This is a genomic window from Streptomyces sp. NBC_00016 (assembly GCF_045040885.1).
Taxonomy (GTDB): Bacteria; Actinomycetota; Actinomycetes; order Streptomycetales; family Streptomycetaceae; genus Streptomyces; species Streptomyces coriariae.
The window spans coordinates 3,683,482-3,695,339 of sequence record NZ_CP108304.1; the positions used below are offsets into that span (position 1 = coordinate 3,683,482).

At 72.2% G+C, this 11,858-nt stretch carries 14 protein-coding genes; 7 read left to right on the forward strand and 7 right to left on the reverse strand.

Features of this window, described 5'->3' with window-relative positions:
* The first annotated feature begins 22 nt into the window (after positions 1–22).
* Positions 23–721, forward strand: a complete 699-nt coding sequence (locus OG933_RS16125) for an O-methyltransferase (RefSeq protein ID WP_078615599.1) — start codon at positions 23–25, stop codon at positions 719–721.
* A gap of 172 nt (positions 722–893) precedes the next feature.
* Here OG933_RS16125 and OG933_RS16130 read toward each other — a convergent pair whose 3' ends face one another.
* Positions 894–1,061 carry a DUF3117 domain-containing protein gene (locus OG933_RS16130; protein WP_003966491.1) on the reverse strand — a complete coding sequence of 56 codons (168 nt, stop codon included), beginning with the start codon at positions 1,059–1,061 and terminating at the stop codon, positions 894–896.
* A gap of 379 nt (positions 1,062–1,440) precedes the next feature.
* Here OG933_RS16130 and OG933_RS16135 point away from each other — a divergent pair, with 379 nt between their 5' ends.
* Entirely contained in the window at positions 1,441–2,232 is a 792-nt protein-coding gene (locus tag OG933_RS16135) for an enoyl-CoA hydratase/isomerase family protein (protein WP_020127923.1), read from the forward strand.
* Positions 2,233–2,317: 85 nt separating this feature from the next.
* Here OG933_RS16135 and OG933_RS16140 read toward each other — a convergent pair whose 3' ends face one another.
* Positions 2,318–2,905 (reverse strand): DNA-3-methyladenine glycosylase I, encoded by a 588-nt coding sequence (locus OG933_RS16140; protein ID WP_362273655.1) that lies wholly within the window; start codon positions 2,903–2,905, stop codon positions 2,318–2,320.
* A complete protein-coding gene (locus tag OG933_RS16145) occupies positions 2,902–3,258 on the reverse strand; it encodes a DivIVA domain-containing protein (protein WP_362518289.1) in 357 nt (118 codons plus the stop codon). The genes OG933_RS16140 and OG933_RS16145 overlap by 4 nt, the downstream gene beginning before the upstream one ends.
* A 130-nt stretch (positions 3,259–3,388) precedes the next feature.
* Between OG933_RS16145 and folP the strand changes: the two genes are divergently transcribed.
* Complete coding sequence (folP, locus tag OG933_RS16150) at positions 3,389–4,249, forward strand: dihydropteroate synthase (RefSeq protein ID WP_362516950.1); 861 nt, start codon at positions 3,389–3,391, stop codon at positions 4,247–4,249.
* 109 nt (positions 4,250–4,358) lie between these two features.
* Here the strand turns inward: folP and OG933_RS16155 are convergent, their stop codons facing one another.
* Both OG933_RS16155 and dapE read right to left on the reverse strand, forming a co-directional pair.
* Positions 4,359–5,117: a TIGR00730 family Rossman fold protein gene (locus OG933_RS16155; protein ID WP_057603272.1), complete on the reverse strand. Its 759-nt coding sequence runs from the start codon at positions 5,115–5,117 to the stop codon at positions 4,359–4,361.
* Positions 5,118–5,266: 149 nt separating this feature from the next.
* Positions 5,267–6,346, reverse strand: a complete 1,080-nt coding sequence (gene dapE, locus OG933_RS16160) for a succinyl-diaminopimelate desuccinylase (RefSeq protein WP_362516955.1) — start codon at positions 6,344–6,346, stop codon at positions 5,267–5,269.
* Between the two features lie 94 nt (positions 6,347–6,440).
* On the opposite strand from dapE, the gene OG933_RS16165 reads away from it, so the two are divergent.
* Both OG933_RS16165 and OG933_RS16170 read left to right on the forward strand, forming a co-directional pair.
* Positions 6,441–7,445 (forward strand): heavy metal transporter, encoded by a 1,005-nt coding sequence (locus OG933_RS16165; RefSeq protein ID WP_405627585.1) that lies wholly within the window; start codon positions 6,441–6,443, stop codon positions 7,443–7,445.
* Positions 7,446–7,769: 324 nt separating this feature from the next.
* Positions 7,770–8,219: an ATP-binding protein gene (locus OG933_RS16170; protein WP_362516961.1), complete on the forward strand. Its 450-nt coding sequence runs from the start codon at positions 7,770–7,772 to the stop codon at positions 8,217–8,219.
* Between the two features lie 91 nt (positions 8,220–8,310).
* On the opposite strand, the gene OG933_RS16175 is transcribed toward OG933_RS16170, so the two are convergent.
* Both OG933_RS16175 and fdxA read right to left on the reverse strand, forming a co-directional pair.
* Complete coding sequence (locus OG933_RS16175) at positions 8,311–9,408, reverse strand: bifunctional succinyldiaminopimelate transaminase/glutamate-prephenate aminotransferase (protein WP_405627587.1); 1,098 nt, start codon at positions 9,406–9,408, stop codon at positions 8,311–8,313.
* A 119-nt stretch (positions 9,409–9,527) separates the two neighbouring features.
* A complete protein-coding gene (gene fdxA, locus OG933_RS16180; protein WP_003973842.1) occupies positions 9,528–9,848 on the reverse strand; it encodes a ferredoxin in 321 nt (106 codons plus the stop codon).
* A 140-nt stretch (positions 9,849–9,988) separates the two neighbouring features.
* Here fdxA and OG933_RS16185 point away from each other — a divergent pair, with 140 nt between their 5' ends.
* Both OG933_RS16185 and OG933_RS16190 read left to right on the forward strand, forming a co-directional pair.
* The gene (locus tag OG933_RS16185; RefSeq protein WP_405627589.1) at positions 9,989–10,984 is read left to right on the forward strand and encodes a GNAT family N-acetyltransferase; all 996 of its coding nucleotides are present in this window, start codon (positions 9,989–9,991) and stop codon (positions 10,982–10,984) included.
* Positions 10,981–11,823 carry a transglutaminase-like domain-containing protein gene (locus tag OG933_RS16190; protein WP_362273671.1) on the forward strand — a complete coding sequence of 281 codons (843 nt, stop codon included), beginning with the start codon at positions 10,981–10,983 and terminating at the stop codon, positions 11,821–11,823. Before OG933_RS16185 ends, OG933_RS16190 begins: the two co-directional genes overlap by 4 nt.
* Positions 11,824–11,858: the final 35 nt, after the last annotated feature.

Genomic DNA, 11,858 nt, shown 5'->3' on the forward strand with positions numbered 1-11,858 from the left:
ACCCCTTCAAACGCGCGGTCCCATCTGCGGGTTCCCGGCGGCAACGGATACAGTCACGCCCAGGCAACCACGGGGACAGGAGAGGGTCATTAGCGGCAACCGGCAGGCAAGCTGGGCGTTCGCCGACGCCTATGCCGCCGAGGACGAAGCGCTGCACTGGGCCCGTGACCGGGCCCGCGAGGCAGGGCTGCGCTCGGTGTCGCCGAGCACGGGCGCCGCGCTGCGGATGCTCGCCGCCACCGTGGACGCGAAGGCTGTCGCGGAGATCGGTACCGGCACCGGCGTCTCCGGGATCCACCTGCTGCACGGGATGCGCCCGGACGGCGTCCTGACGACCGTCGACCCCGAGCCGGAGCACCAGCAGTTCGCCCGCCAGGCCTTTCGCGCCTGCGGCTTCGCCAGCAACCGGGCCCGGTTCATCCCCGGCCGCGCGCTCGACGTCCTGCCCCGCCTCGCGGACGCGGGCTACGACCTCGTCTTCTGCGACGGCGACCGCCTGGAACTGATGGAGTACCTCGCTGAATCGTTGCGCCTGCTGCGGCCGGGAGGACTCGTCGTCTTCGAGGGTGTCTTCGCCAATGGCCGCACGGTCGATTCGGGACCGCAGCCCACGGAGGTCATAAGGATCCGGGAGCTGCTGCGGGCGGTGCGCGAGAGCCAGGAACTGGTGCCTTCGCTGCTCCCGGTGGGCGACGGACTGCTGTGCGCGGTCAAACGCTGAGTCCGCAGGTGCACGGATCGCGGCCGGGAGGCACGTGGTCGGCAGGCCCGTGGTCGACCCTTGGGCCTTTCGGGCCATGCGGCCCCGACGGACCGCGGGAAGGCTGACAAAACAACCGCTCCGGCACCCTGAAGGATGCCGGAGCGGTCGAAAGAGTAGGGTCGCTTGCGCGTCAGCCGACGACCTTCTTGAGGGCGTCGCCGAGCGCGTCGGCCTCATCGGGGGTCAGCTCGACGACGAGTCGACCGCCGCCTTCGAGCGGAACGCGCATGACGATGCCCCGCCCCTCCTTGGTCACCTCGAGCGGGCCGTCACCCGTTCGCGGCTTCATGGCCGCCATGCTCGTTCCCCTTCCTGAAACCAGCTCATCGCCAAAGCCGACGGCCCCGTGGAGGGCAGCCGCGGTCCAGCGTGGGACACACGACACCGGCATCGAACACATTGCTTCCAGGCCATTATCCCGCATCTCAGGACCCGATGACCAACATCAGTCGGCATCGCTTGGGCAACGCGCGCGAGCAAAACCACTCAATTCGGCGATGTGACTGCGATACTGCACCGCCGCACGGACTTCCACGCACCGGAAACCGTCCCGAATTCTTTGACGCAGGTCACATGTCGGGTCCGGTCCATGGACGGTGATCTCCGCCATGCTGTCCTCGTACACCGGACGTACTGACCAGTAGTACGCCGGAGCCGCGACACGGAGGGGAAACGCCATGGCCGACACCGTGCTCTACGAGGTGAGCGACGGGCTCGCGACGATCACGCTGAACCGCCCCGAGGCGATGAACGCGCTGAACGTCGCGACCAAGGTCGCCCTCCGGGACGCGGTCCAGTCCGCGGCCGCAGACGACGCCGTACGGGCCGTCCTGCTGACCGCCGCCGGCGAGCGGGCGTTCTGTGTGGGGCAGGACCTGAAGGAGCACATCGGGCTGCTGGCCGAGGGCTCGAAGCAGGTCATGAGCACGGTCGCCGAGCACTACAACCCGATCGTGCGGGCCCTGACCGAGGCGCCCAAGCCGGTGGTCGCCGCCGTGAACGGGGTCGCCGCCGGAGCCGGTTTCGGTTTCGCGCTGGCCGCGGACTACCGCGTCGTGGCCGACACGGCGTCCTTCAACACCTCGTTCGCGGGGGTCGCGCTCACCGCCGACTCCGGTGTCTCGTGGACCCTGCCCCGGGTGATCGGTCCGGGCCGGGCCGCCGACCTGCTGCTCTTCCCGCGCAGCATCACGGCCCAGGAGGCGCACGAGCTGGGCATCGCCAACCGGGTCGTACCGGCGGCCTCGCTGCGCACGGCGGCCGAGCAGCTGGCGCGGATGCTGGCCGAGGGGCCGACGGTGGCGTACGCGGCGATCAAGGAGGCGGTGGCCTACGGGTCCTCCCACTCGCTCGCCGAGACGCTGAACCGGGAGGACGAGCTGCAGACGCGGGCCGGGGCCTCCGAGGACCACGCGATCGCGGTGCGGGCCTTCGTCAACAAGGAGGAGCCGAAGTATCTGGGCCGCTGAGCCCGGTCACAGGAGCGCAGGAGCGGCTTCGGGGGCTTCGTGGGGGCGGGACCGGCGTGGCCGGTCGCGCGGCTCCCCGTGCCCCTCATGGGGCGGTTCTCACCACGCAGGTCTCCAGGTGGTCGTCCACCAGGCCGCAGGCCTGCATCAGCGCGTACGCCGTCGTCGGGCCCACGAAGCGCAGGCCCCGCTTCTTCAGGGCCTTGGACAGGGCCGTCGACTCCTCCGTCACCGCCGGCACGTCGGCCAGGGTCTTCGGGACCGGCCGGCCGGCCGGGTCGGGAGCGTGCGACCAGATCAGCTCGTCCAGGTCACCGGGCGCCCAGTCGGCCAGCACGCGCGCGTTGGCGAGGGTGGCGTCGACCTTGGCGCGGTTGCGGATGATGCCCGGGTCGGCGAGCAGGCGGGTGCGGTCCTCGTCGGTGAAGACGGCGACCGAGGCGATCTTGAAGTCGGCGAAGGCGGTGCGGAAGCCGGGGCGTCGGCGCAGGATCGTGATCCAGGACAGGCCGGACTGGAAGGCCTCCAGGCTGAGGCGTTCGAACAGCGCGTCGTCGCCGTGGACCGGGCGGCCCCACTCCTCGTCGTGGTAGGTCACGTAGTCCGGCGTGGACAGGGCCCAGGGGCAGCGCAGCGCGCCGTCCGCGCCGGCGAGGGCACTCCCGTCGCTCACTGCTGGTCCTCCGGGGCCGGCTTCTCCATGGAGACGTGGCCGCCGCCCGCCGGGGTCCTGGCGCCCGCCAGGGCGGACTCCAGGTCGGCGATGCGCGCGTCACGCTCGGCGAGTTCGGCGGCGACGCGGTTGAGTGCGTCGTCCACGTCGGCCATGCGGTAGCCGCGGACGGCCAGCGGGAAGCGGAGGTGGTCGATGTCGGAGCGGTCGACCGGGCGGTCCTGGGGCAGCGGGTCGTGCAGCCGCTCGGGGGCGACCTCCGGCAGCGGGCCGGTGCCCTCGCCGCCGCCCACCACGGCGAGTGTCACCGCGGCGACCACGACGGCGAGCGCGATGACCAGGAACAAGAACATAACCATCGGTGGGTCCCCACGCTCGGTGTGCTCGGAGTGGATGTGCTTGGGTCCGATCGTGCCATGCGGGTCCGACAGTTAGGGTCGCAGGCGGTGGATGTGCAGGACGTACTAGGAGAGGTCACAGGGGATGCTCAGGCTGGGCAGGCGTGAATTCGGCGCGCACGAGCCGGTGATCATGGCGATCGTGAACCGGACCCCCGACTCCTTCTACGACCAGGGGGCTACCTTCCGTGACGAGCCTGCCCTCGCACGCGTGGAGCAGGCGGTGGCGGAGGGTGCGGCCATCATCGACATCGGCGGCGTCAAGGCCGGGCCCGGTGAAGAGGTCACCGCACAGGAGGAGGCCCGGCGGACCGTCGGCTTCGTGGCCGAGGTGCGGCGGCGCTTCCCGGACGTGATCATCAGCGTGGACACCTGGCGGGCCGAGGTCGGCGAGGCGGTCTGCGAGGCGGGGGCCGATGTGCTCAACGACGCCTGGGGTGGCGTCGATCCGCGGCTCGCGGAGGTCGCGGCGCGGTACGGGGCGGGGCTGGTGTGCACGCACGCGGGGGGCGCCGAGCCGCGGACCCGTCCGCACCGGGTGACGTACGACGACGTCATGGCCGACATCCTGCGGGTCACCGTGGGGCTGGCGGAGCGGGCGGCGGACCTGGGCGTGCCGAGGGAGTCGATCATGATCGATCCGGGGCACGACTTCGGGAAGAACACCCGGCACAGCCTGGAGGCGACCCGGCGGCTCGGGGACATGGTGGAGACGGGGTGGCCGGTGCTGGTGTCCCTGTCCAACAAGGACTTCGTGGGCGAGACGCTGGACCGGCCGGTGAAGGAGCGGGTGGTGGGGACCCTGGCGACGACCGCCGTGTCGGCGTGGCTGGGGGCGCAGGTGTACCGGGTGCACGAGGTGGCGGAGACCCGGCAGGTGCTGGACATGGTGGCGTCGATCGCCGGGCACCGGGCGCCGGCGGTGGCACGGCGGGGGCTGGCGTAGTCTCCTCGCCCCCGCCGCCCCTTCCCGTCCCGAACCTGGGGGCCGCCGCCCCCAGACCCCCGCTTTCGGCCGAAAGGCCTCGTCCTCGAGCGCCGGACAGGCCGATCCGTCAGCGGCCCGCCTCCTTCGACACCAGGGCCACCGCCTCCTCCACGTCGTCCGTGACGTGGAAGAGGAGGAGGTCCTTCTCGGAGGCCTTGCCCTGGGCGATCAGGGTGTTCCGCAGCCAGTCGATCAGGCCGCCCCAGTACTCCGTGCCGAAGAGGACGATCGGGAAGCGGGTGACCTTCTGGGTCTGGACGAGGGTGAGTGCCTCGAAGAGTTCGTCCAGGGTGCCGAGGCCGCCGGGCAGGACCACGAAGCCCTGCGCGTACTTCACGAACATCATCTTCCGCACGAAGAAGTAGCGGAAGTTCAGGCCGATGTCGACGTACGGGTTGAGGCCCTGCTCGAAGGGGAGCTCGATGCCCAGACCCACCGAGATGCCGCCCGCTTCGGACGCCCCCTTGTTGGCCGCCTCCATCGCGCCCGGGCCGCCGCCCGTGATCACGGCCCAGCCGGCGTCGACGAGGGCACTGCCGAGCCGCACGCCCGCCTCGTACTCCGGGGAGCCCACCGGTGTGCGGGCGGAACCGAACACGCTGATCGCGGGAGGGAGTTCGGCGAGGGTGCCGAAGCCCTCGATGAACTCCGACTGGATCCGCAGCACCCGCCAGGGGTCCGTGTGCACCCAGTCGGAGGGCGCCCGTTCGTCCAGCAGCCGCTGGTCCGTGGTGCTCGACTGCACCTGGTCCCGCCTACGGAGGACGGGTCCCAGGCGCTGCTCGTCCGGTGGCTGCTTCTTGCCCTCGGGGTTCCCTGTAGCCATGGTGAGCTCCCTCCGCGATTGGGGCCTCCCCGGCTCGGGCGAAGCCGAGAGCTGGGGAAGTTTGTTCCACCTCAGCGTAGATCTACGCGGGTTACGGACGGGGGACGTCGGCGTGTCCGCCCTGAAGCGCCCCCGCGCCGGACGTCTCCTCAGGCGGTGAGCCAGGCCCTCAGCCGCTCCTCGCCCGCCAGGATCTTGGCCGTCTCCACGCGCTCGTCCCGCTTGTGCGCCAAGTGCGGGTTGCCGGGGCCGTAGTTGACCGCGGGGACGCCCAGCGAGGAGAAGCGACTCACGTCCGTCCAGCCGTACTTGGGCATCGGGGTGCCGCCGACCGCCTTGATGAAGGCCGCCGCCGCCGGGTGGGAGAGGCCGGGGAGGGCGGCCGGGCTGTGGTCGTCGACGACGAACTCCGCCACCCCGCAGTCGGCGAAGACCTCGCGGACGTGGGCGACGGCCTCCGCCTCGCTCCGGTCCGGCGCGTAGCGGAAGTTGACGGTGACGACGCACTCGTCGGGGATGACGTTGCCGGCCACGCCGCCCGTGATGCCGACCGCGTTGAGTCCCTCGCGGTACTCCAGGCCGTCGATGACCGGGTAGCGCGGCTCGTAGGCGGCGAGGCGGGCCAGGATCGGGGCCGCCGCGTGGATGGCGTTGGAGCCCATCCAGCTGCGCGCCGAGTGGGACCGCTCGCCCTTGGTCTTCAGCAGGACCCGCAGGGTGCCCTGGCAGCCGCCCTCCACCTGGCCGTCGGAGGGCTCCAGCAGCACCGCGAAGTCGCCCGCCAGCCACTCCGGACGGTGCTCGGCCACGTGCTTGAGGCCGTTGAGGTCGGCGGCGACCTCCTCGTTGTCGTAGAAGACGAAGGTCAGGTCGCGGTTGGGCGCCGGGACCGTCGCCGCGATGCGCAGCTGGACCGCGACCCCGGACTTCATGTCGCAGGTGCCGCAGCCCCACAGGACCCCGTCCTCGTCCAGCCGCGAGGGGACGTTGTCGGCGATCGGGACGGTGTCGATGTGGCCGGCGAGGACCACACGCTCCGCGCGGCCCAGGTCCGTGCGGGCGATCACGTTGTTGCCGTAGCGGTCCACCGTGAGGTGGGGCAGCGCGCGCAGGGCGGCCTCGATCGCGTCCGCGAGCGGCTTCTCGGTGCCGCTCTCCGAACGGAAGTCGACGAGCCGCGCGGTGAGTGCGGCGGCGTCCAGAGTGAGGTCAAGGGTGGTGTCGGCCATGCCGTCGACCCTAACGCGCCCGCTGCGCGTCCAGCTTTTCCGCGCTCAGCGCACGGGCCTCCTGCTCCTCAGTACTCTCCAGTACCTTGTACGCGTGCCAGAGCCGTCACCCTCTCCCAAGCGCCGCGGCCGCCTCCTCCGTTTCGGGGCGGCCTGCGTGGTCCTGTCCGCCGTCGCGGGTTATGTCGTGGTGCAGTACGTCACCGGCGGCACCGACGATCCGGGCTGCCGGGTCGTCTCGGGCGGCGCGAACGGGGCGACGTACGAGTTCACGCCGGAGCAGGCGGTGAACGCGGCCACGATCGCCGCCGTCGGCACCAACCGGGCCATGCCCGAGCGCGCCGTGGCGATCGCGCTCGCGACCGCCCTCCAGGAGTCGGGGCTGCGCAACCTCACCCACGGCGACCGGGATTCGCTGGGCCTGTTCCAGCAGCGGCCCTCGCAGGGCTGGGGCACCGAGAAGCAGGTCACGGACCCGGCGTACGCGGCGAACATCTTCTACGAGCACCTCGCGAAGGTCCGCGACTACACCGAGCTCCCGCTCACCGTCGCCGCGCAGCGCGTGCAGCGCAGCGGCTACCCGGAGGCGTACGCCAAGCACGAGCCGGACGCCACGGTGCTGGCCGCCGCGCTGACCGGGACGGCGGCGGCCACGCTGACCTGCAACGGCCGCTCGGCCACCACGCCGACGACCACCGGTCCGGACGCGGTGCGGGCGGCGCTGGTGCGGGACTTCGGGCGGGACGCACTGCAGCAGGCGGGCTCGGAGGCCGACGCGCAGGACGTCTCGTCCACTCCCCCGGCGGACCCGGACGCGCCGGCCGCCGAGAGCGCCGGGCGGACCGTGACGCTGCCCGTGACCGAGACCACCACCTCCGGTGGGCGCAGTGTCGGCGAGCGCGGCTGGCAGCTGGCGCACTGGGCGGTGGCCAACGCCTCGGCGCTGCGCATCGAGAGCGTGTCGTACGCGGGCCGGGAGTGGGTCTCCGGGAACACCGACAGCCGGTGGCGGGCGGCCGGCTCGACCAGCGCGGAGGCCGCCGGGGCGACGGGGGCGGGCGGCGGAAGCGGCAGCGTACGGATCGTCACCGCGCAGTAGACCGCGCAGCAGTACGGGTCGTCACTCGATGGGGTCACGTATGGACCGTTCGGGCGACCTGGTGCTCAGGTTTTCGCGCCGTCACCCCCGCATCCGACGAATCCCTTGCGGACAAAGGGCTACAGGGGTTTGACGGACTTTCACATCGGGCGGTTTTTGCCCGTTTTTATCCGCAGGCGATAATGCGACGCATTGCCAACTCTTTACGTTGGCCGTGCGCAACCTTCGCGGGGTTCGAGCGGTAGTCACTGCGTCCGGGCCCGGACAGACAGACAGTCACAGCAGTCACAGACAGTCCTTGTTCTCTCCCGTCGAAGGAGCATCATGTCCCTCCCCCTGACCCGCCGGATCGCCCGTGCCGCGCTGCTTGTCGCTGCGGGAGCGGCCGCCGGGGTCGGTGCGGCCGGCTCCGCCAGTGCGGCCCCCAGCCTTCCCGCCGCTCCGAACCTCGGCGGACTGACCGCCCTGGACGCGGCGAGCGTCGGCACCACGGTCGACGGCGCGGCGCAGAACGTCACCGGACTCGCGGGTGAGACCGGTGGCAAGGCCGTGAAGCAGACGGTGCCGGCCGCGGGCAAGACCAGCGGCAAGGCCGTGAAGAAGGCGGCGCCCGCGGCGCAGAAGACGGCCGGCGAGGCGGCGGGCTCCGCCGGGGGCCTCCTCGGTGACACCGCGTCGACCGCCACCAAGGGCGGACTGCCGACGGACTCGCTCACCAAGGGCGGGCTGCCCGGCGCCGAGACCCTCCCGGTGAAGAGCCTGCCGCTCGGCTGACGCCCGCGGCCCTCGAGCCGGTGACGGGGTCCAGGGTGCTCCCTGGGCCCCGTCTCGTCGTCGTGGCAGGCGGGCGGGCGCGGGAGGCGTCCTAGCGGGCGAGCCGGGCCACCGCCGCCGCGATCCGCTCGTCCGTCGCCGTCAGGGCCACACGGACGAAGTTCTCGCCCGCCTCGCCGTAGAAGTCGCCGGGGGCCACCAGGATGCCCAGGTCCGCCAGGTGGGCGACGGTGGTCCAGCAGGACTCGTCCCGGGTGGCCCAGAGGTACAGGCTGGCCTCGCTGTGCTCGATGCGGAAGCCGTGGGCGAGCAGTGCCTCGCGCAGCGCGGTGCGGCGGGCCGCATAGCGTTCCCGCTGCTCACGGACGTGGGTGTCGTCGCCGAGGGCCGCCACGGCCGCCGCCTGCGTGGTCGCCGACGTCATCATGCCGCCGTGCTTGCGGATCTCCAGGAGCGGGGCCAGGACGGCCGGGTCGCCCGCCAGGAAGGCCGCCCGGTAGCCCGCCAGGTTCGAGCGCTTGGACAGCGAGTGGACCGAGACGATGCCCTCGTACGAGCCGCCGTTGACGTCCGGGTGCAGGACCGAGACCGGATCGGCCTCCCAGCCCAGCTCCAGGTAGCACTCGTCGGAGAAGAGCAGGACGCCGTGCTCACGGGCCCAGGCCACGATCCGGGTCAGCTCGTCCTTGGAGAGGACCTGGCCCGTGGGGTTGGACGGCGAGTTCAGCCAGAGCAGCTTCAGCCCCTCCGGGTCCAGCTCCGTGGGGTCGTCGTAGACCTCGTACCCGGCGCGGGCCAGCCGGGCGCCGACCTCGTAGGTCGGGTAGGCCAGGCGCGGGTAGGCGACCCGGTCGCCGGGGCCGAGACCCAGCTGGGTCGGCAGCCAGGCGACCAGTTCCTTGGAGCCGACGATCGGCAGCACGTGCCGGTGGGTCACACCGCGGGCGCCGAGCCGCCGCTCCACCCAGCCGGTGATCGCGTCGCGCAGCTCGGGCGTGCCCCAGACCGTCGGGTAGCCGGGTGAGTCGGCCGCGTCGATCAGGGCCTTCTGGATCAGCTCGGGGACCGGGTCGACGGGGGTGCCGACGGAGAGGTCGACGATGCCGTCCGGGTGGGCCGCGGCCGTCGCCTTGTACGGCGCCAGCTTGTCCCAGGGGAAGGTGGGGAGACGGTCGGAGACTGCGGACACGGCTTCTGGCTCACTTTCTGGTACGGGAGCTGCCCCTTACGGCAAACGCCTCGGCCCCGCACGGCGATCTCAGGTGATCAGGCCGTACGGGACCGAGGCGGCACGAGGTGCGGGCCGCTTTACTGGTTCTGCGGCGGCAGCGCGGCGACGAAGGGGTGGTCGCGCTCGATCAGCCCCAGCTTGCTGGCGCCGCCGGGAGAGCCGAGCTCGTCGAAGAACTCGACGTTCGCCTTGTAGTAGTCCTTCCACTCCTCCGGAGTGTCGTCCTCGTAGAAGATCGCCTCGACCGGGCAGACCGGCTCACAGGCGCCGCAGTCGACGCATTCGTCCGGGTGGATGTACAAGGACCGCTGGCCCTCGTAGATGCAGTCGACCGGGCACTCTTCGATGCACGCCTTGTCCTTGACGTCGACACAAGGCTGCGCGATGACGTAGGTCACGCTGTCGTTCCTCCTCGATAGGGCGCCGGCGGGCCTCCTCAGGCTCCGCCGCCTGGCGCGCGGGAGCGCGGCGTCGTCGATGCCCGCCTCTAGTATCTCCGTTCCTGGGCATGATCCGAACAGGAGGGGTGAACTGACCTGTGGAAATCTCGGCCGCCGGACGCCTCGAGGTCCGCATCACCACTGCTGACGTGGGCAAACGTGTCTCCGTACGCTGCCTGACCGAGGCGGGTACCGCCGGGGGGAAATTCACCGACACGGTAGGCGTTCTCACATCATGGGACGCCGGTGTGCTGGTGATCACACGGAAGAGCGGCGAGAGCGTCCGCGTTGACGCATCCTCGCTGGTCGCCGGGAAGGTCGTACCGGCCGCCCCGGCGCGCCGCCGGGGCCCCGCCGCCGGGTACGAGGAGCTCGCGCAGGTCGCCTCCCGGGCGTGGCGTCCGCTGGAGAGCGCGCGGCTCGGCGAGTGGGAGCTGCGGGCCGCCGCCGGGTTCACCCGCCGGGCCAACTCGGTGCTGCCGCTCGGCGCGCCGGGCGTCCCTCTCGACGAGGCCCTGGACGTCGTACGGCATTGGTACGGCGAGCGCGGGCTGCCCGCCTACGTACAGACCGCGACGGGGGCCGAGGGCACCCAGGAGCTGCTGTGCGCGGAGCTGGAGCGGCGCGGGTGGGTGCGTGAGGTGAGCGCCGAGCTGTGGATCGGGGCACTGGCGCCCCTCGCCGACCGGGCGGAGGCTGAGGGGGTGGTCCTGGCCCGGGAGGCCGACGAGGCGTGGCTGGCCCGGTATCAGCGCAAGGGGGTGAGCGAGGTGGCCCTGAAGGTACTGGGGAGCGGGGCCTCGGTGTGGTTCGCGTCGGTACCCGGGAAGCCCGGCGAGGCCCCCGCCGCCATCGGGCGGTGTGTCGTGGACGGGCGCTGGGCCGGGTTCGCGGCGGTCGAGGTCGATCCGGCGCAGCGGCGGCGGGGGCTGGCCACCGTCGTGATGGCCGCGCTCGCCCGGCAGGCACTGGAGGAGGGCGCGTCGGCGGCCTGGCTCCAGGTGGAGGAGCAGAACGCGGGAGCACGGGCGTTGTACGCCGGGATGGGCTTCGCGGCACATCACGCGTACCACCACTATCGGGAGCATGCGTGAGCGGGTTCGAGGCCGGGGAGGTACGGCGGCGGTTCGCCGAGGAGGCGCGGGCCGAGCGGCCCGATCTGGCCCTGCTGTGCCTGCTGATCGGCGCGGAGCCGGACCGGGAACTGGACGAGGCCGCACTGGACGCCGCGCAGATCGAACTGGACCGGCTGGCGGGAGAGCTGCCGTACCGGCCCGGCGGGCCGCGCGAGTGGGCGGTGGCGCTGCGGGAGCTGCTCGGTGAGCGGTACGGGTTCCGTGGCGCGGCCGCGGACTACGAGCGGCTGGAGTCGTCGCTGCTGCATCGGGTGCTCGTACGGCGGCGGGGCCTGCCGATCCTGCTGTCCGTGGTGTGGGTGGAGGTGGCGCGACGGGCCGGGGCGCCGGTGTACGGGGTCGCGCTGCCGGGGCACTTCGTGGTGGGGTTCGGGCCGCCCGCGGACCGGGAGCGCCAGGTGCTCGTCGATCCCTTCGACGGGGGCCGGATCCTGTCGGGCGATGACGCCGAGTCGCTGGTCACCGCGGCGACGGGGGCGCGGCTCGAGCCGTCGATGCTGGTCCCGGCGGAGCCGTTGGACGTCGTGATGCGGATCCTGAACAACATCCGGTCGTGGGCCCTGGCCCGGCCGGAGCGGTCGGATGTCGCGCTGTGGGCCGTGGAGCTGGCGCTGGCGGTGCCCTCCCATCCGGCGCGGTTGCGGTACGAGAAGGGGCAGTTGCTGGTGCAGCGGGGGGACTTCGTCGGCGGGGCCGTGGAGCTGGAGGAGTACGCGGGGCTGGTGGAGGTCGTGGACGAGGGGACCGCGGAGCGGGTGCGCAAGGAGGCGTTCGCCGCGCGGGCGATGCTGAACTGAGGCCCGCGGGAGGCTCGTCGGACGGCCGTCGGACG